Source organism: Streptomyces sp. NPDC057271, assembly GCF_042668715.1.
Classification (GTDB): domain Bacteria; phylum Actinomycetota; class Actinomycetes; order Streptomycetales; family Streptomycetaceae; genus Streptomyces.
In genome coordinates this window covers 1-19,022 of record NZ_JBHUYJ010000130.1, presented here as the reverse complement: position 1 = coordinate 19,022, position 19,022 = coordinate 1, and the positions used below count along the sequence as shown (strand labels likewise).

Annotated in this window: 16 protein-coding genes; 14 read left to right on the top strand and 2 right to left on the bottom strand. The window is 70.2% G+C overall.

Annotated elements, in window-relative coordinates; genetic code table 11:
* The 12 genes from ACFUJR_RS35200 to ACFUJR_RS35145 form a co-directional block, all read left to right on the top strand.
* Nucleotides 1-1,188 (top strand): Mu transposase C-terminal domain-containing protein (locus ACFUJR_RS35200; protein WP_383176098.1); only part of this gene is annotated, 1,188 nt, incomplete at its 5' end.
* Nucleotides 1,185-1,991, top strand: coding sequence for an AAA family ATPase (locus tag ACFUJR_RS35195; protein WP_383176101.1), 807 nt, complete (start codon nt 1,185-1,187; stop codon nt 1,989-1,991). The genes ACFUJR_RS35200 and ACFUJR_RS35195, both read left to right, overlap by 4 nt.
* Before the next feature lie 111 nt (nt 1,992-2,102).
* Nucleotides 2,103-2,588 carry a hypothetical protein gene (locus tag ACFUJR_RS35190; RefSeq protein WP_383176104.1) on the top strand — a complete coding sequence of 162 codons (486 nt, stop codon included), beginning with the start codon at nt 2,103-2,105 and terminating at the stop codon, nt 2,586-2,588.
* A gap of 83 nt (nt 2,589-2,671) precedes the next feature.
* Nucleotides 2,672-4,054 carry a hypothetical protein gene (locus tag ACFUJR_RS35185; RefSeq protein ID WP_383176107.1) on the top strand — a complete coding sequence of 461 codons (1,383 nt, stop codon included), beginning with the start codon at nt 2,672-2,674 and terminating at the stop codon, nt 4,052-4,054.
* Nucleotides 4,051-4,836, top strand: a complete 786-nt coding sequence (locus tag ACFUJR_RS35180) for a hypothetical protein (RefSeq protein ID WP_383176109.1) — start codon at nt 4,051-4,053, stop codon at nt 4,834-4,836. The genes ACFUJR_RS35185 and ACFUJR_RS35180 overlap by 4 nt, the downstream gene beginning before the upstream one ends.
* A 5-nt stretch (nt 4,837-4,841) precedes the next feature.
* Nucleotides 4,842-5,984: a hypothetical protein gene (locus ACFUJR_RS35175; protein ID WP_383176112.1), complete on the top strand. Its 1,143-nt coding sequence runs from the start codon at nt 4,842-4,844 to the stop codon at nt 5,982-5,984.
* Between the two features lie 45 nt (nt 5,985-6,029).
* Nucleotides 6,030-6,707 carry a hypothetical protein gene (locus tag ACFUJR_RS35170; protein ID WP_383176115.1) on the top strand — a complete coding sequence of 226 codons (678 nt, stop codon included), beginning with the start codon at nt 6,030-6,032 and terminating at the stop codon, nt 6,705-6,707.
* Nucleotides 6,708-6,865: 158 nt separating this feature from the next.
* Entirely contained in the window at nt 6,866-7,009 is a 144-nt protein-coding gene (locus ACFUJR_RS35165) for a hypothetical protein (RefSeq protein WP_383176118.1), read from the top strand.
* 382 nt (nt 7,010-7,391) lie between these two features.
* The gene (tap, locus tag ACFUJR_RS35160; protein ID WP_383176121.1) at nt 7,392-9,491 is read left to right on the top strand and encodes a telomere-associated protein Tap; all 2,100 of its coding nucleotides are present in this window, start codon (nt 7,392-7,394) and stop codon (nt 9,489-9,491) included.
* Between the two features lie 86 nt (nt 9,492-9,577).
* A complete protein-coding gene (locus tag ACFUJR_RS35155; protein WP_383176124.1) occupies nt 9,578-9,970 on the top strand; it encodes a hypothetical protein in 393 nt (130 codons plus the stop codon).
* A gap of 6 nt (nt 9,971-9,976) precedes the next feature.
* The gene (gene tpg / locus ACFUJR_RS35150; RefSeq protein ID WP_383176127.1) at nt 9,977-10,531 is read left to right on the top strand and encodes a telomere-protecting terminal protein Tpg; all 555 of its coding nucleotides are present in this window, start codon (nt 9,977-9,979) and stop codon (nt 10,529-10,531) included.
* Between the two features lie 273 nt (nt 10,532-10,804).
* Nucleotides 10,805-10,981 (top strand): hypothetical protein, encoded by a 177-nt coding sequence (locus tag ACFUJR_RS35145; protein WP_383176129.1) that lies wholly within the window; start codon nt 10,805-10,807, stop codon nt 10,979-10,981.
* A gap of 90 nt (nt 10,982-11,071) precedes the next feature.
* Here the strand turns inward: ACFUJR_RS35145 and ACFUJR_RS35140 are convergent, their stop codons facing one another.
* On the bottom strand, nt 11,072-12,667 hold the full coding sequence (locus tag ACFUJR_RS35140; protein WP_383176132.1) for a protein kinase: 1,596 nt from the start codon (nt 12,665-12,667) through the stop codon (nt 11,072-11,074).
* Between the two features lie 331 nt (nt 12,668-12,998).
* On the opposite strand from ACFUJR_RS35140, the gene ACFUJR_RS35135 reads away from it, so the two are divergent.
* Together ACFUJR_RS35135 and ACFUJR_RS35130 are read left to right on the top strand one after the other, a co-directional pair.
* On the top strand, nt 12,999-14,267 hold the full coding sequence (locus ACFUJR_RS35135; RefSeq protein ID WP_383176135.1) for a helix-turn-helix domain-containing protein: 1,269 nt from the start codon (nt 12,999-13,001) through the stop codon (nt 14,265-14,267).
* Between the two features lie 132 nt (nt 14,268-14,399).
* Nucleotides 14,400-15,872: a serine/threonine-protein kinase gene (locus ACFUJR_RS35130; RefSeq protein WP_383176137.1), complete on the top strand. Its 1,473-nt coding sequence runs from the start codon at nt 14,400-14,402 to the stop codon at nt 15,870-15,872.
* A 197-nt stretch (nt 15,873-16,069) separates the two neighbouring features.
* Here the strand turns inward: ACFUJR_RS35130 and ACFUJR_RS35125 are convergent, their stop codons facing one another.
* Nucleotides 16,070-18,460 (bottom strand): Helicase associated domain protein, encoded by a 2,391-nt coding sequence (locus ACFUJR_RS35125; RefSeq protein WP_383176140.1) that lies wholly within the window; start codon nt 18,458-18,460, stop codon nt 16,070-16,072.
* Between the last annotated feature and the right edge of the window lie 562 nt (nt 18,461-19,022).

Sequence of the window (19,022 nt, the reverse complement as noted above, 5' to 3'; positions counted from 1 at the left end):
CTGCGGGAGGGCATTCCTGCCGCCCGCGGCTTCGACCCCGCCTTCCAGCGCCCGGCGGTGGCCCGGAACCAGGTGTGGGAGGGGGACCACAAGCAGGCCCCGCTCGTCGTGGCGATGCCCGACAAGAAGCTGTCGAAGGTGTGGGTGACCTGGTTCGAGGACCGCGGCACCAGCTATGTGATGGGCTGGGCGGTCACCGCTGGCTCCGCGCACCGCGGCTCGGTCCTGGCGGCCGTACGGGCGTCGGTCCTGCGGGAGGATCCTTACGGGCCGGCCGGGGGACTGCCACACCTGGTACGGGTCGACGGCGGCGCCGACTTCCTGTCCAAGACCGTCCGGCGGGCCTTCGGGCTTCTTGGCGTCCCGGTGCACCGGGTGCGCAGCGCCCGCCACAAAGGCGGGATCGAGCGGCTGAACCGCACCAGCATGACCCGCTTCTTCGCCGACCTGCCCCGCTACACCAAGGCGCCGCTGCTCGATCACCGCCGTCGCGTCGGCGAGACGGACCCGCCGCTGGCCTTCGAGGCCTTCGTGGAGCGCCTGGGGGAGTGGGTCACCGAGCACAACACCCAGCATGTGGTGAAGCGCACCGGGTTGACGCCGCTTGAGGCGTGGCTGGCCGACCCCACCGAGATCCGTCCCGAGCCCACCCCGGCCGAGCTGCGCGCGTTCATGCTGGAGAGCGACCATAGGCCCCGGAAGATCACCAGTCACGGCGTGGAGTTCGCTGGCCGCTGTTACATGCCGGAGAACGGTGTCGGCCGGATCGGGGTCGAGGTGCGGGTGCGGTGGATGCCGCACCACAGCCACGAGATCGACCTGTACACCTTCCGCGGGGACCGCTACCTGGGCCGGGCGTTCCTCAGCGACGAGGCCACCGAGGAACTGCGCGCCAAGGTCCTTGCCGACCGCCAGGAGCACAGCGCTGAACTGCGCCGGGCCTTGCAGCGCTCCAGTGAGCGCAAACGCGACCGATATCTGCCGGCTACCGAACCCCAACTGCCCGTCCAGGCGACCCGCATGACCAAGGAAGAGGCGCTCGCCGAACTCGCGGGCACCAGCCGGTCAGCGCCTGCCGCGCCTCGCCGGCGCGCAGAGCCGTATCAGCCCTTGACGCCCGTCCCGGCCGGCTGGGTACGCCCCGGCCAGGCCACCGCCCCCGCCGATCCGTCTTCGGAGGACGCATGACCACCACCGCCGCCACTTCTGCCGCGCCGTCCCAGCCGCCCGAATCGGGGCCGTCGCGCCGTCCGGATCTGCGCCCGCAGTTCTTCCTCGGCCTTGAGGACTCCTCACTGGTCGCCACCGACACGCTGCTGCAGATCAAGGACACCGTCGTCGACACCGTCGAATCGCGGGCCATGTCGGTGATCTACGGCGACGCGGGGCTGGGGAAGAGTTTCGGCACCCGGGCCACGATCCAGGAGATGAACCCGGATCTGATCCTCCCGCTGGACTTCGCCCGCTCCCGCCCCGGGCCGAAGGACCTGCGCGAGGAGCTGTTCCACCAGATGAATCTGTCCTGCAAGATGCCGGGGACGCCGACCGCGTTCGACAAACTGCTGCGCGAGACGCTGCCCCGGCGCCCGTATGTGATCGTGTGCGACGAGGCCCAGCAGTACCGGCGGGAGAACTTCGAGTTCCTGCGCAAGCTGTGGGACACCTGCGACCCCAAGCCCGCCATCCTCTTCGTCGGCGGCCGGGAGGCGTACGAGACGCTGCAGAGCGATCCGGCGCTGGCCTCGCGGATCTACATCCGCCTGGAGATCCTGGCCATGACCGAGGACGAGGTCCTCAAGACCGTGCCCGACTCCCACCCGGTGTGGAGGGGCGCGGACGAGGCGCTGCTGAAGCGGGTCGACACCCAGTACGCACTCGGCTCCTTCCGGGAGTGGGCGAAGGTCACCAAGCACGTGATCAAGGGCATGGAGCACCTGGGGGCCGACAAGGTCGACGACCGGGTCGTGGACTGGGCCCTGAAGCGATGCTGATGACCACCCCGCCTGTGCCGTCGGTCGTCTGGGGCGCGGCCGCCGCAGCCGAGCCCTTCGCCGTCATGGCAGACGCGGCCCCGTCCGGCCTGCACTTCCTCGACACCCCAGGTGTGCGCACCCTGCTCACCCCGGGCCGCCGATGCCTGGATTCGCCGCGCCCTGGCTCTCAAGCCGCGGATCGTCGTGGTCGAGGACGCCCACCGGCTGTCGGCATCCTGCTTCGAGTACCTGCGTTTCCTCCACGACGACCTCCCCCAGGGGCTGTGTGTGGTCCTGATCGCCCAGGCGCGCGGCGAACGCTCCTTGCGCGCCCAGCGGATGCTCGCCACCCGCACCGCCAGCTGGCCCTACATCTGGCCGCTCACCCGCGACCAGGTCCCGCAGGCACTTCCCGCGCTGCACCCGCTGTGGCAGAGCGTCGCGCCCGACGACCTCAAGGCGCTGGACGCCCGCCTCGCCGATGGTTGTCTGCGCCGCTGGGTCGTGCTGACCCTTCACACCCAGCGGGCGTTGGCTGCCACCGGAGCAAGCAAGCCCGACTGGGACATGCTGCAGGCCGTGGCCGACCGGGTCGACGGCGGACGTCGCCCATGACCGCATCCACACTTCCTCCCACCCCCGCCCCCGCTCCTGCTTCACGGGCCGCTACACCGCCGGCGGCCCCGGCGGCGCGGCCGGTGAGGCTGCTGCTGGACGGCGACGACGACCACGCGGTGCACCGGGCCGCCTACCAGTGGGCCGATCCCGCCCAAGGGCGGATCACCGTCGATCCCACCCCGCACACCACCAGCCCGGCCTACCTCGCACTGGACGTACTGCGCTCCATGGGCCGCGACGGATTCTCCCGGCCCGAGGCCGAGCGGATGTCCACCGACCCGGCCTGGCGGGCGGTGACCTGCTGGACCCTGGCCTGTGGCCTTGACGAGGTCATCGTGCTGCGCGCCCATCGCCTCACGGTGGAGCGGCTGTGCCGCCTGGCCGCGTGGTGCGCGGACACCGGTATCCGCCTGACCCTCCTGGCCCATGCTCCGGAGCAGACCGATTTCCAGCGTCTGCTCGAACGCCTCACGGCCGCCGGGCTGGCGGACGTGGTGACCGTACGCGGCACGGCTCCTGTCCTCGAGGAGATCGGTCCGGCCGCCGTCGGCCGCCGCATCGGTTCGCCCCCGCGCGATCACGTCTACCCGCTGCCGACGGGGCCCCGTAGCGGTGTGGCCGCGTTCCGCGCGGACTGCTGGCGCCGTCAGAACGCCACCGACTTCGCCCACACCGACGGCCAGTACCGCGCCGGCTACGCCGCCGCCCGCACCTGGCTGGCCCGCCTGCCGGCCCAGCCACCCCAGCTGGAGGCAACCGAACCCGCTGCCGGCCCGGCCGGGCCCACCCCCTTCAGCCTGCAAGAGGCCGAGGCCTTGCGGCTGTTCCTGGCCCGCCTGACCGTCTCAAGTCCCAGCGCCGCGCACACCGTGGCCCGCGTGCGCGGCGCCCAGGCCGGCTTTCTTACCCGCTCGGTGCTGCTCAACGTGCCCGACGACCTCACCAGCCGCGCGGGCCCCGGCATCACCACCGTGCCCCTCACCCCGCGCGTCGTGCACACGATCACCGTGCGCTTGCCCAACCCACTGCGCGCCGCCGCTATCGCGGCCCTGTTGTGCACCGGCACCGACAAGTCGCTGCTGTCGATGACCCAGATAGCGAGCGTCGACGAGGACGGCACCAACGTGGCCATCGACCGCGACTCGCGGATCAACATCGGCGAACCTCCCGGGCCCCGGCACCTGTACGCGATCCCGCCCCGCGCCCGCCCCCTGCTGCACGCTGCCGTCGAATTCCGCCGCCGCACCCCGCGCACTGCCGACAATCACGGCCTGTTCGCGAACTGCTTCGGCACCACGCCACGCTTCGAAGCCCTCATCGCCGACGCCGGCCTCCCGATCCCCGCTCTGGCCAACCCCCATTCCGGGGACGACTGGCACACCGCCGCCCGCTGCTGGCACCTGCACACCACCACCCCGCCCGCCCCCGACGTCCTGCCGCGCCCTGTGGAGTTACGCCCGTGACCGACCAGACGCCGCCGCCCGACGGCACGTCCGCGGTCGCGTTCGACCTGAAGTTCTGGCGGACACGCGCCGCAGAGTGCCGGCTCACCGACGAGGACCTGACCGTGCTGACCGGCGTCCCCACCGCCGACTGGGACAGCCACCTCACTCCGCGCACCCTCCACGCCGAGGCCCTGTTCATCCTCGCCCGCGCCCTGAACACCTCCGCGGAATCCCTCCTGCGCCAGCCCGCACCGAACCGCCGTCCCGCCCCGAGAGCGGCCGACCACGCCACCGTGCTGCACGCCGCCCTGCTCGAAGCCGACCGCATCCACCCCGACGACCTGGCCTCCGCCCTGGAATGGACCCCGCACCGCCTGGGGCGCGCCGCCACCGCCCTGGCCGCACACCTCGAGCAGCCCAGCAGCCCGCACCGGCTCGTCCACGCCGACACCACCATCCACCTGACCTGCGTGCCCGACCTGCTTGACCCGGGGCAGCGGCAGAACCTGCACAACTGCGGCCACACCACCGCCTCCCTCGCCCCCGGCGAGGCCGCCGCCCTGACCCGCCTGCTGCACCACACCGCCCGTGGCCTTACCCCCGACCTGCCCGCCGAGCAGATCCCGCGTCTGGCCAACCGGCGGCTGCTCGCCCTTTCCGGCGAACAGCCGGCTGCCCACCCGGACGTGTTGTTCGCCCTCGGTCTGGCCGCCCGCCCCCTCACGGACGCAGAGGCCGCCGCAGACGGCTGCGCGTCGGTGCCCACTGCTGACCCGACACCACCACCCAGGCCGCGATGATGCCGATGCCTCGTACGACCACCGTGCCCGCCACCACCATCGGAGCGTGGAAGCCCACATGGTCACCCGGCCACACCAGCCCCGGCCTGCCCCCGCTTACCGTGGTGCACGACCCACACGACGACTACGCCTTCATGGCCGCCGCGCTGGCCGCCCACACCCCCGCGCGGGGCCGCATCACCGTCCACCCCACCCCGGTGGCGAGCGCACCAGCTTCCCTGGCCCACGACCTGCTGCGCAGCATGGGTAAACACCTCCCGCCGGCCGGCAGTGAGGACGGCACCTACTGGAGTGGCAACACCGAGACCGCCTGGCGCGCGGTCGCCGCCTGGATATCCGCGCTGCGCATCGGTCATGTCGTCGTCACCCGGGCCCATCGCATCAGCTCCCGGCACTTCGAGCACCTCTTCGCCCTGCGAGAGCTCACCAGAATCCGGCTGACCCTGCTGTGCCACGGCCCGTTGCCGCCCGCCCTGGCCACCGCGCTCGCCGCCCTCCCGCATGAAGCGGTGCACACCCTGGCCGCGGCCCGCCGCGCCGTGGCCGCTCCCGCGCCTGCTCCACCGCCGGCCGCCGGCCGGTTCGCGTGGTGGGAGGCAAACGGGCAGTTCCCGCCCGACGAGGGCGAGCCGTGCTTCCTGCTGCCCACCCGCCGTACGCCCGGCCGCGGCCACATCGAGGCAGCGGCCCGCCGCCTGGGCCGTACGGTGCTCCCGCTGCCTGCTGCCGGCCGCTTCCCGCCCGAGCCCGACGAGCCGACCGCGCTCCTCGCGCACCGACTACACGCGCGCATCGCCCATCCCGTCCACGCCGCGGCGCTGGCGGTGCGGGTTTTCGCCGCCCAGACGGACCTCCCGGCCCGAACGGGCCGTGGCCGGGAGATGCGGACACCGTCCTGGGCAGTGGACTTGCTCGAGGCAGCCTGCCACTTCGGGCAGCTGGAGGGCCGTGCGGACAACACTTCCACGCCCCACCTCAGGTCCTGGGACCACGCGGCTGTGACAGAAGCAGCCCACGCCTGCGGCCTGTACGAGCACCAGGAACCGGGCCCGAAGCGGCACTTGGCTGCGCCCACCTCGCGTTCCAGGCGGCCAGCCGCCGCGCACAGCAGCGCGGGCGGCACACCCACGCCGAGCCGGGCAGCATGAGGCCTGCATGAACCCAACCAGCCCGCATACAAACAGGAGTAGACGATGGCCGAGCCAGGAACAGAACTCTTCGAAGCGATCCGCCGCGACCACCGCGGCGGCGACAGGCTGCCGAGGTCCCTGGCCACCCGGCACGGCGTGCCCCGTCAGACGGTTATGGAGGCGATCTCGACCGTGCTGCCGCTGTCGCATTCCCTCCCGGCGGACGAGGAGGAGCTGGACCAGGCCCGTCAGCTTCTGGATGCGCTGCTGGCCGAAGACCAGGCCAAGGCGCCCGCCGAACGCCGCTCGGCCTTCGACCTGTATGAGGAGCTGAGCCTTCGCACCAGCAGACTTCCGCTGTCCTACCGGTGGGTGTGGGAGTACATCACCGCTCGCCGCTCCCAGCACGCTTCCGACACCTCACCGGAACTACACGAGCAGGCCTGGGCAGGCAACGTCCCCTCCGACATGCCGAGCTTCGTCACTTACCTGATCACCAGTGCGGTGCGCGACCTGGCTGAGCTGAAGATCGAAGGGACGCTGCCGGCCGCCGATGGCGTCGAGCTCGGCATGGTCTCCCTCGGCAACGCCGCGGCCCGGATCAACCAGGCCCTGTACGAGTTCGCGCTGGTCGGACTCAGGGCCGGCCTTTCCTATGCCCAGATGAGCGCCTTCACCGGCATCCCCGAAGACGACCTGACGAAGCAGGTCAAGGACTACCACCGCCTCATGACGACCTGAGCAGCCCCCGTCGCCGGCCGCGACGGAGTCGGCTGTGGACCGACGGGTGTGGGGCTTGCGGTGGGCGCACTCTGGCGGCGGGCGGTGAACGCGGCACGGTCCTGCGGGGCGGTCGAAGACCGGCCCTGCCAGACCGTCGTAGGCGCGCGGATGACCAGGTGGCGGCCAGGGCGGGCGTCTTCGACACGCCGGCAGTGGGCAACTACGGCTCCCAGCGCACCACCGCGGCCCGTGCCGAATCCCAGCGGCGCTCGGGCGCGTTCGTTGAGCTCGGCCACGACCCGTACGCCGCGGGCCGGTAGGGGCGGATGCCGGAGCGCAGGGAACTGCGGACCGCCCGGCCGGACGGACGCGGGAGTGGCCTCGCCCTCGACCACGGTTCTGGCCCCCCCGGCTGTCCGGTGTCCGCAGCCCCCGGTACGACGCCAACAGTCCACGGTGACCGTAGACACGACGGTGACGGCGTACCCGGAGAAGACCGAGACACACCACCACATGCCCGTACTTGATTGAGACGTCAGCTCACTTGCCCGGTGATCTCCGAGACTGCCCGAACATCACAGAGAACAGGACAGCATCCTCCTCCCGCTCGATCTCACCCCACACGCAATAATCCGGGTGGGTTAAAAAATGAGTTAAATATTGGGGGAAGTCTGCTAGCGTTCGAGGCGGAGGTGGAGCCGTATGGCAACCGAGGAAGAGTTGTTCGCGAACATCGACGCCCTGCTGGAGGAGGAGCCCCAGCTCCCGCCCCCGGCGGAGCGCGCCCGGCTGCGGGAGGCCGCCGGCATCACCCAGGCCCGCCTCGCGACCGCGCTGAAGACCACGACGCAGACGGTGAAGAACTACGAGAACGGCCGCTCAGAGCCGAAGTCCCCGCGCCTGGAGGCGTACCAGCGGCTGCTGCAGGGCTGGGCGGCGAAGTACCCCGCCCACGGTGCTCCCGCCGCCCCGGCCCCGGTCGCCGCGCCGCAGCCGGAGGTTCCGAAGGCGTTCACCGGGCCAGCCGCCCCCGAGTCGGAGACCGCCGCGTCCGTCCAGGCCGCGGCCGAACGTCCTGCCTGTCCGGCCGCGATGTCGCGTCGCCCGGCGGCGAAGAAGGCCGCCGCGCCCGCGCTGGACCCGCGGTTCCCGCACGGTCCGCTCGCCGTGCTGGACGGCGACGGCTCCGCATACGGCACGGGCGGCATCGTCCTCGACTGCCCGGCCACGACGGTGCCGGAGCTGGTGGAGTGGACGCTCAACGAGTCTGGCCTCGGTGCCGCGAAGCTCAACCGCCACGGCAAGGACAGCGACCCGCTGATCGTGCTCACCGCCTCGGCCGCCGTGAAACTGGGGCTGCCGGAGCGCCTGGAGGGCCACGAGCAGCGCCGCTCCCTGCGGCTGCCCGAAGATCACCCGGTCGTCAAGCAGGTCGCGAAGGCGAAGTGGCAGCTCACACAGCGCGGGTTCGGCCCATGGGCGCGGATCTACCGCAAGGCGCAGGGACGCGACCGGCAGTGCGTGCAACTCGCCATCCTGCCCTGGGACGCACTCGATGAGCGGTCCTGGCCCGGCGTCTCCGAGATGGAGCCGGCCGACATCGCCCGCGTCCTCGGTGTCTACGCCCAGAGAGTCATCACCCCGCGCGGCTCCACGGCCGTCTCCGGGCTGGAGCTGATGACCGCACTGCGCCCGCCCACGCGCGCCGTGCGCGACGAAGCGACCGGGAACTGGGTCAGTGGCCACAACCCCGGCTCGCTGGGAACGGAGCCGATGGACCCGGCGCCGCCGGAGGCCACCCCGGAGCACCCCGTCGTCGTGAACTCCGGCTGGACCAGCGGCTTTCTGAACGAGGAGGCGTACCAGTGGGTGCGGCCGGTGGACCTGCTCACCGATGAGGAGTGCACCCTGCCCTTCGCAGTCGGCCTGGACCTCAACACCGCCTTCCTCGCCGCAGCGGCCCGCCTGGCTGTTGGCCTGTCCGCGCCCGACCACTTCCACAACCCGAAGTTCAACCCGAAGATCCCCGGCTCCTGGCTGGTCGACCTCTCCCACATTGAGCTGGACCCGCGTCTCCCGTCGCCGTTCACCCCGGACGGCACCCGCCCAACAGGCCCGGCCTGGTACCAAACCCACACCGTCGCCTACGCCCAGGAGCTGGGCTTCAACGTGGCTCCGATCGAGGCGTACCTGCGGCGCGAGACCGGCGCGTACCTGGACCCGTGGCACGACCGGCTCAAGAACGCGTACGTCGACACCCTCGCCGACCTCGGCATCACCAGGGACCTGGACGACCGGGCCTTCCTTGCCGCTATGGAGCAGCACAAGCAGGTCGATCCGGCCCTGACCGCCGTGCTGGCCGCCATCAAGGCGACCGTGAAGGGCGGCGTCGGCAAGCTCAGGGAGCGCCCGCAGGGCAAGAACTATAAGGACGGGGACCGATGGCCGGCCCTGGAACGGCCGACCTGGCGCCCGGACATCCGTGCCGCCGTCATCAGCAAGGCCCGGGTCAACATGCACCGCAAGCTCAACAACATGGCGAAGATGACGGGCCTGTACCCGCTCGCCGTACTGTCCGACTGCGTCGTCTACCCGAGCCCCGGCGACAGCCCGCTCGCCTTCCTCCCCTACGCGGCCTCCGGCAAGCCCCAGCCCGGCGGCTTCCGCCTCGGGCCCACCCCCGGCCTGGCGAAGCTGGAAGGCGTCCAGTCGATGCTGTGGGCGGTCGACCTGATGGAGCAGGGCCTCAACCCCGCCCGGCACATCAAGGGCGGTGACGCCGTCTTCGACGAAGGCGAGTAAGGCCGCGAGCCAGCCGACACCGACATGGCGCCGCCCCAGCCCCAGGCCGACGAGGACACTGAACCGCACCGAAGGAGCCGTAACCGATGAACACCCCCGACGCCCTGCCCCCGCAGTGGCCCATTCCTACCGCACCGCCCACCCATGATCCGGTGCTGTTCGCGCGAGCGATGCGGGACATGCGCCTGACCTGGCGCGCACGCGGTGTCCTGGCCGAACTCGCCACCGGCTACACCTCCGGGCAGGAGCCCACGGTCAGCGAACTTGTCTCCCTCACCCGCGACGAGCGCCTGGCCGCTGAGGGACGCGACGCCTTCCGCAGAGCGGTCGGCGAGCTGCGCAGCCTCGGCTACCTCTCACCCCACGCCACCACGGCCTCCGGTGTGGGCGATCGCCTGGCCGTGGACCTTGCCCCGGCTGCTGACGCCCGCCTGATCCCCCAGCGTTACGGCCACCGCCCGTTCACGGACGGGAGCTGACCAGTGGTGGGGGAGATCGAGGACGCTATCGAGCGGGCCGACTCGGAGGCGTTCACCCGGGAGCCGCCCAAGGGCCTGAAGGCCCGTATCAACTTCCTGGTGGGGCAGCTGAAGACGACCAAGGCCGTCGCGACGGAGATCGGGGTCAGCCAGCGCTCGGTGGAGCGTTATCGCACCGGCGAGCGCAAACACCCGCCCAAGGACATCGCCGACCGGATCGAGACGGCCGTACGCGCCCGCTGGCAGCCGAAGGTCCGAGGGCGCCGCCGCAAGCAGGCTGCCACCAGCACCGGCATCACCGTGGAGACCCGGGCCCGGTTCGGCTACACCGCGCCCGTCGGCACCACCGACGACGGCCGGATGCGCCGCCTGACCGTCCACCTCCCCCCGGCCTACGCCCGCCGCCTGTTCGACGCCCAGCAACAAGGCGCCACCGACCAGCAGATGCGCGACATCGTCGCCCAAGGACTGCAGGAGGTGTACTTCAAGGACGGCGGACGCCGCGCCACAGGCCTCGAGGTCGCCTTCACCGACATCGACTATTTCGACGTTTCATTCTGAGACGCGAACGCTGCCTGTGTGCCGAAAGCACGGTAGCTGTCCTCAGGAGGCGATCACGGATCCACGCGGCGGGGACTGCCGGACGCAGGCGCACTACTTCGCCGCCTTCGCGGTGCCGGGCGGCGAGACGCTCACCGGGCAGCAGGAGGAACCGGAGCGGGCAGCCTCCGAGGTCGTGCTGCTGGCTGGCCGCCGCACAACATCGAGGCGGCTGCAGACGGGAAGAGACCGGCGTGGCCCTGGTACCGGAGGGCCCGCCGCACGCTGCGAGTGGTGTGGCGGCAGGACCCGGCGGCCGCTCACCGCCTGACCGTGGGGCAGTGCGATGTCCAGCAGGTCGCCATGAACCAGGCCTTGCGGACGATCCTGTCTGCTCACCGGTTCTGGATCGCCGACGGCCCACTGGGCGAGGCTCCCCTCGTCCTCGGGCTCACCTGCCCCGACGGGTGAGCCCGAGGCGGGCTGTGAGCAGCGGTTGTGGCGGGTGGGCAATGATGCCGACCTTCATCGGGACGCGGCTGCTGCTGGGGGAGCTGGTGGTCATTGTGCGGTGAACCCGGCGCAGGTGATGTAGCGCTGTGAGCCGTCGCCGACGGACCAGACCACGGTGTATGTGCCGGGCGGGTAGTGAGCGACGGCTCCTGTGAAGTCTCCGGGCCAGACCACGGTGGCCGGAGTGTCGGACTGCACGGTTGTGCGTGCCAGGCGTGAGGTGCCGTCGGGCATGTAGGTGCGGGCCAGGACAGGCATCTCGGTCTGTACGGGTTCGATGTTGCCGTACTTGTTGCGCAGGGTGAGTTCCACTGCGTCTCCGGCCCGGACGTCGCCGGGGGCGATGTACTGCCACGCTCCGTCGACTTCTGCCTCCTTCTGGGGCGCGCAGTCCAACTGGTCCGGCAGGTAAATGAACGGCGGGGGCTGCGACGGGGAGGGGGACGCCAGAGACGGCGTGCGGGTTTCCTCGGAAGCGACCGAGGGCGTAGAGGGGGAGGGGGACGGTGACACGGTGTGGCGGGACTCTCCGCTGCGGGTCGGCTCCGCCGCGGGCGGGGCGCTGAGGGCCTTCTTCTGGCTGCTGGGCAGCGCCGTTTCCTGGCTCTGCTCGGGTTTGGAGGCTGACGATGCGGCGATTGCTCCGCCGATGCCGCCCGCAACAGCCGCGACGGCAACGACCGCGGCCAGGAGCTTGACGCGGCGGTTCCGGGCAGCGGTGGGCCAGGTGGCGTCGTCCTCGGGCGGCAGGTCCCAGTGGGCGCTCACCAGATCGGCAACCAGCGTCGGCTGCTCCTGAGCGCGTGGGGCGGCGGCTGTGGCCTGCGCGGCGAGCAGCACGGTACAGGCGTCGCGGAGCTCGGCGGCGGTCGGCCGTGCGTCGGGTTCCTTGGCGAGTGCCTGCACCACCAGCGGTAGCAGGGCCTCAGACATGCCCTCAAGGTCTGGCTCGGTGGAGAGAATGCGGAAGGCCACGGCATCGGGGGCGCCGGTGCCAAAGGGGAGGCGGCCGGTGGCGGCGTAGGCGATCACGGCTCCCCAGGCGAATATGTCCCCTGCGGGGCTCACTTCACCTGCGCGGTAGTGCTCCGGACTGATCCAGCCGGGAGTGCCGGTCATCACCCCGGTGCGGGTCACCGAGGTGCCGTCCAGAAGGTGGGCGATGCCGAAGTCCAGCAACCGGGGGCCGGCCGGGGCGAGGATGACGTTCTGGGGTTTCACATCCCGGTGGATAATGCCCGCCTCGTGCACTGAGGCGAGCGCGGCCGCGGTTCCGGCGGCCAGCGCGTACAGACGGGCCCCGTCCAGGGCGCCGCCCGCGGCCAGGTGTTGGTCAAGGGTGGGGCCGGGCACAAAGGGAGTGGCCAGCCACGGAACGGGGCCGTCGGTGTCGGCATCATGGACGGGCACCAGACAGGGGCCCGTCACCCGCTGGGAGAGTCGCACCTCTCTGCGGAAACGGGCCCGGAACTCCTCGTCTGCCGCCTGCGCGGGGTGGACGACCTTAACCGCTACCTGCAGCCCTGAAGAGTCGAGCGCGGCATACACCGAGCCCATGCCACCCGTCCCGAGCCGCCCGATGACGCGGTAGGGACCTATACGGCGGGGATCGCCAGGGTGCACCGGCTGGACACGGCTGGACACAAAGGCTCCTCAAAACATGATCAGCGGCGTCTATCGGCCGGCGGGTGCTGCATGCTATCGAGCGATTCCGCCCGCTCCGTCTCGCATGCCTGAAGCTCAGCAGGCACCCCGATCACGTCCACGTCGCACAGGACGGCACCGTCCATCCCACGCGGGTGCACCTGCCGGACGCCGAAGTCGCTACGTAGACAGCGACGAGGAGACCTAGGGAGCGCTGACCTCTGGCGCACCGAAGGACGGTCGATTGTCGGACCCGCTCCGTATCCTTGGCGCTCAGCCCCTCGGACTACGGCCCGTGCCGGGTCTTGGATCGCGGGAAGCGGGAGCCACAGTGACGTCGATCTACCTCTCCTCCGACAACCCCCGGTGGATGCCGAAGACCGAGGCCGACCTCCAGGCCGCGGTCGACGGCGGTCTGTTCGAGGAGAGCCACTACCTGGACCTGAAGAAGGCCCCGAACAGCAAGGGCGACAACAAGGAGCTGGCGCGCGACCTCGCGTCGTTCGCCGTCGACGGCGGCACCCTGATCATCGGCGTGCAGGAGGACAAGGAGAGCCGCGCCTTCGGACTCGCCCCTCAGCCCCTGAACGGACTGCCGGAGAAAGTCGAGCAGGTGGCCCGGACCATCCCCGACCCGCCCCTGACCATCCTTACCGAGGAGATCAGCGCGGCAGCCGACGACGGGACCGGCTACCTCATCGTCCACATCCCGGCTAGCCCCGTCGCACCGCACATGGTCGACAACCGCTACTTCGGCCGCGGCGACAAGACGAAATACCAGATGGGCGACGCCGAAGTCGTCGCCCTCCATACACAGCGACGCAACACCGAGGCGGACACCCTCGCCCTGCTGGGCAAGGAGATGGACGAGGACCCGCTGCGCGACGTCGGAGCCCAGTCCCATTTCTTCCTGGTCGCCCAGCCCGCTGCCGGACGCCGGGACATGTGCCTGCCCATCACCGGCGCCCGGGACTGGAACCAGCGTCTGCGCACGCTGATCCAGCGTGCCCTGGAAGCCCCCCGTACCCGGGCAGCGCTTTCCGGGGGATTCAGCCCTGATCTGTCCTCCGCCCACCAGGGGTACCGTCGCGCGAGGGGAGTGGCTCTCAGCTCCTCGGGGCTCGGAGCCGGCCGTGTCTACACCCCGGAAGGCCGCTCCTCTGACGAGTCCGTCGTCGAGCTTCAGCTCTTCGAGGATGGAGGGCTGCGGCTGCTCATGACCCGCCTCTCTGAGGGCATCTCCAGGCCGTACGAGTCGCCAAGCGAGGCGGAGCAGGTCATCTTCGACGTCGCCGCCGTCGTCTTCACCCGGCACATGCTGGAGCTGATCCGCCTGATCTCCGAGGACGTGGGCTACCACGGGAACTGGGCCGTGGCCGTCGGCGCCAACCGGCTCCGCGGCCGACGTCGCTGGAGCCAGCCGTCCATCTTCGCCAGTAACCACCGGTACAGCGCCGACACCTACGAGGAGAGCACCGGCGCCACCCTGGCTGAACTGCGCGACGCGCAGGGCACGGTGACTCGCAGGCTCCTCGGTCCCCTGCTCCGTTCGCTGGACTCCGAAGAGGCGTTCGCGAAGGCCCTGACCGACGAGGAGTGATCCTCGCTTCTCCATGAGACGGCACGAGCCCCGGAGGATCAGCCCGCCGCGTGTCAGTGGGACCTGAGACCATGGAAGCAGGGCGAAACGGCCCTCACGGGACAGCAGTTGACGATGGAGACAACACGCACGATGAGACTGGAACTGAACAAGGAATGGGCCGCCGGCGCCCGTATCGGGGGTGGTGGCTTCGGCGCCGTGTTCGAGGCGGAGAGCACCGACGGCGAGAAGGCGGCGGTGAAGCTTGTGCCCAAAGCGCCGGGCACCGAGCGCGAGATGCTGTTCACCGACCTGGACGGTGTCCGCAACGTGGTCCCGATCCTCGACAGCGGCGAGCATGAGGACCAGTGGGTCCTGGTGATGCCTCGGGCCGAGAAGTCGCTGCGCGATCACCTCCAGGAGCACGGCCGGCTGCCCCTCAACGAGGCGGTCGCGGTCCTGTCCGACGTCGCCGCAGCACTCACCGACCTCAAGGACCGCGACATCGTCCACCGCGACCTGAAGCCGGAGAACATCCTCCTGCTCGGGGGCCGCTGGTGTCTCGCCGACTTCGGCATCGCGCGCTACGCCGAAGCCACCACCGCGAACCGCACCTTCAAGTTCCACGGCACCCTCGCGTACATGGCCCCCGAACGCTGGAACAACCAGCGGGCCACCAGCGCCAGCGACATCTACGCCCTGGGCATCCTCGCCTACGAGCTCCTGGAGGGCACCCCGCCCTTCACGGGGCCGTACGAGCACGACTTCCAGGAGCAGCACCTGCACGGAACCCCGCCACCGCTCACCACCGCTCCGCCTCTCCTGGCCGCGCTGATCACGGAATGCCTCTACAAGGCGCCCCAGGCGCGCCCCGCAGCCGGCAACGTGCTCGCCCGGCTGGGGCAGATCCCCGCCGCCTCACTCTCCGGCGGGCTGGCCGCGCTCGCGCAGGCCAACCAGGGCGCGGTCGCACGCCAAGCCGAAGACGACCGCCGGGCTTCGGCCCATGCCACCGAGGCCGACCGTCGCAAGGCCCTGCTCGAGGCCGCCACGACCTCCTTCGCCTTCATCGCCGACAGCTTCCTCGCGACGCTCACGAATGCGGCCCCGAGCGCGGAGGTCCGCAAGGGCAAGCAGGGAGGGTGGACCGTCCGGATCAACGACGCCCAGCTGACCCTCTCCGGCCCGAGAGAGACCGCCCCCGAGATCTGGCGTACTACTGAGACGCCAGCGCCGTTCGACGTCATCGCCTCCGCGACCCTCTCGCTGAAGATCCCCGCCAACCACCACGGGTACGGCGGACGAAGCCACTCCCTCTGGTACGCAGACGCCCAGACGGAGGACCAGTACCAGTGGTTCGAGACGGCCTTCATGAGCACGCCGTTCCGCCCCGTCGCGGAGACCACGAAGCCTTTCGCTCTCAATCCCCACCACGAGTCACGTACCGCCATCAGCCCGACTCTCGGCATGCACCAGGTGGCCTGGCCCTTCACCCCCCTCGTCATCGGAGACCTGGACGAGTTCATCGACCGATGGGCCGACTGGCTCGCCCGAGCGGCGAACGGCCAGCTCGCTCACCCCAGCAACATGCCCGAGCGCAACCCCCAAGGCACCTGGAGGCGATGACCGGCTGGACTGCCCAACTGCGGGCGGCGTGCGGGCTGCCAGATCGACTCGCAGAACTCCCTCCAGCCGCTCCATGGCCCGGGCGGGGTAGCGGCCCGAAGATCCCAGGGCCTACACACACTCCAGTGCGATGCCGCCGACCCGGGACAGCAAGGGACCCCGGGCCGCTCGCAGCGCCCGGGGTCCGCTCGACGTTGTCAGGATGCCGCCCAGCCGAGGCCGAGGTCGGCGAGCGCTGCGCGCTTGTCGGCGGTGAGCTTCGCCTGGCGGGTCTTGGTGTTGCTCAGGAACACCCCGAGTTTGACCTCGGTGCCGTCCTCGAGCCGCTCGATGTGGGCCCTGGGGACGGTCACGGAGCCCGTACGGGCCTTGTACTGGGTTAGGGCCGCAACGCCCCGCTCGAAGGCGCTCCCGGACGCCGTGGACGGCTTCGCGGGTGCTTCCGGTTCCGGAGCGTGCGGGACGACACCGAAGGCTTCCAGGCGCTCGCGCTGCCCGTCGGACAGGGCTGCCCACACCTCGGGCTTGCGCTGCCGGGCGAGCCATTTTCCGATGTCCATCCCGTGCACGGTGACGCCCGGTTCGACGTACGCGAGGATGGTCTCCTCCGCGAGCATCTCTCGCACCACCGCGAAGTGCCGTTGCCATTCGGCCGGCCAGGACGGGTTCCAGTCCTCGTCGATCTCCTTCAGCGCGGCTTCCCACTCCGGCTTGTCGGCGAGTGCACCAGGGCGGCGCAGGTTGGACAGCCACTGCCCCACCGGCCGGTCCAGCATCGTTGCCGTCCTCGGCGCGCACAGCGTCCAGTGCTGCTCGTAGTACGCCTTCGCGGCCTGAAGGTTCTCCTGGAACCGCTCATCGGCGATCGACCACACCATGCCTAGCCGTTCCAGCCGCTGCGCGCGCTGCCCGCTCATCTCCCCAGCCGCGTAGGCTCGCCGCTGCTCCGCCACCCACTGCCCAAGGGGTGTCGCACCCTCCCGATGTCCGTACGGCACTCTCGCGTTCCCGACCCGCTCGACGTACGCCTTGAGCTTTGCCCAGCCGCGCGCCCAGTCCTGCCGCTCGGTGTCGATCACGTTGAAGCTGACCCAGTCGGCGACCATCACCGGGTCTCGAGGGGCGGCAAACCGAAGCAGGAGACGGCTTTCTTCCTCGCCCTCCTCGGGCGGAGTGCCGATGTACTCGGACGGCTGCGCGATGTCCTTCTGCGGCTCCTGAGGGATCGCGAGCAGCTCGATAGCCTCTTCGTCGTGAGCGCGCAGACCTTCCAGTACCTTCACCAAGGGCCGGTACGATCCCGAGGTGAACATGTCCTCCGGCTGCTCACCGGGCTGAAGGAACACCGGAACGATCAAAGAGGCAAGCTTTCCCTCCCCCGGCTTTTGACGGAGAGCCCGGCCAATGGCCTGGACGATGTCGTGCGGAGCACCCTTAGGATCCAAAAGGGCAACACTATCCACTGCCCTGATATCGACGCCTTCTCCCAAAACGCGACAATTCGAAAGCACCGCCCGCCGCGCCGTCGTACCGAAACCACCCAGGACCTCCCGCCGGCGCTCGGGGACGTGCTCGCCGCACAGCCAGTCCGCCCAGATCTTCGCCGGGTACTTCTCGGGCTGGTCCGCGTGCAGCTTGGCCGCGACGCGCTCCAGGCCCTCCGCGTACGCCTGCGCCTCTATCGTCCGGTGGTGGAAGGTGATGCACGTGCTGAGGTCGTGCTGCGCCATCGTGTGCAGCAGTGCCGCCTGGAGCGCCCCGAGCCGCTGACCGCGCACTTCCTCGCTGCGCCGGTCCTCGCCCATCAGCCGCTCCGGCGTGACGACCGGGTCCTGGAGCTCCAGGACGATGATCTGGTAGCGCGCCAGCAGACCGCGCGACACAGCCGACGCGAGCGACAGCTTGTAGAGGACCGGCCCGAAGACCTTCTCGTCGTCCATGGAAGCCGCCATCTCCCGTGGCAGCGGGTCGCGCACCCCCTCCGCGACCTCGCGGTTGAGCCGCTCCTCCCAGATCCGCGGCGTGGCCGTCAGGTACAGCCGGCGGTACGCCGGGATGACGGTCTGGTCGTGGATGTCCGCCCACGCCTTCCCCATTGACCCCGACGTCCTGTGGGCCTCATCGACCACCGCCAGGTCCATCGGCGCCAGCTGCTGGCCGTACGCGCCCTCGAACGCCTCGGCCAAGACACCCAGGCTGGCGTACGTCGCGTAGATCGTCACCGGCCCCGCCCCGTGCCACAGCGACAACTGCACGGGGTTCGTCGTGGAGCGCACCTTGAGACTCCACAGCTCGGGGTCGTCCTGGAGCGAACACACGGCAACCGCCGGCCCCCTGTGCCCGACCCGGTGCCACTCCCTGACCGTTTGCGTCAGAAGATCCAAGGTCGGCACCAGCACGAGAATGCGCCCCTTCGGAAGCATCTCGCGAGCAGCGAACGCGGCAGTGATGGTCTTTCCGGTGCCGCACGCGGAAATCACCTGGCCACGCAAACCGTTGACCGGAATACCCCCGGGAGGGACGTCGAGACCGCGCCGAATGGCGTCAACAGTCTCAATCTGATGCGCGCGCAGATCGCTTTTCTTCATGACCACGGGAAAGATCTCCTTCTTTCGGAATGTAGCGCGCAATCAGAAAGGAAAGTCCGCCGCCGCGGGACGGGATGGTGGCGTCTGAGACCAGACTCTACACAGTTGGTACTCATGATGCATCACCCATGATGCAGGTTCGCCCGGCAGGCTGATACCTGACTGAATCTCGCCCCACACGCAAGGTTCGTGCGGTATGATGGCGGGGCATCGGTGAGCATGTCAGGGTGGGTTCGGCGGTAGGTGATGGGTTCGGGTGGAGCGCAGCGGAGCCCGTCACTTCGATGAGGCCGGCACCCTGTCAGACTGACGGTCCGTCACTCTCGCTGCGGGGTGGCGCCTGGGATTCACAGTCGCTACACGGGCCCGCACGTGATGCACCTCCCCTTGTAGCCAGCTCCAGCGATCGCGCTTGCGCGGTCGCCTGTAATTCGCGCTTGCGCGAATTACATTCTGTCCAGAATTCCGTTTACGGAATTCTATTCCAGCGCTTGCGCTGGAATTCGAATTGCGCTTGCGCAATTCGCGCATCTATGCCCCGGCTTGCCGGGGCATATCCCGC

Bases quoted from the DNA above. Each gene is read 5' to 3' on its own strand.
- ACFUJR_RS35130 (WP_383176137.1), top strand. From the start codon at position 14,400: ATGAGACTGGAACTGAACAAGGAATGGGCCGCCGGCGCCCGTATCGGG.
- ACFUJR_RS35170 (WP_383176115.1), top strand. From the start codon at position 6,030: ATGGCCGAGCCAGGAACAGAACTCTTCGAAGCGATCCGCCGCGACCAC.
- ACFUJR_RS35125 (WP_383176140.1), bottom strand. From the start codon at position 18,460: ATGAAGAAAAGCGATCTGCGCGCGCATCAGATTGAGACTGTTGACGCC.
- ACFUJR_RS35195 (WP_383176101.1), top strand. From the start codon at position 1,185: ATGACCACCACCGCCGCCACTTCTGCCGCGCCGTCCCAGCCGCCCGAA.
- ACFUJR_RS35155 (WP_383176124.1), top strand. From the start codon at position 9,578: ATGAACACCCCCGACGCCCTGCCCCCGCAGTGGCCCATTCCTACCGCA.
- ACFUJR_RS35175 (WP_383176112.1), top strand. From the start codon at position 4,842: ATGCCTCGTACGACCACCGTGCCCGCCACCACCATCGGAGCGTGGAAG.
- tap (WP_383176121.1), top strand. From the start codon at position 7,392: ATGGCAACCGAGGAAGAGTTGTTCGCGAACATCGACGCCCTGCTGGAG.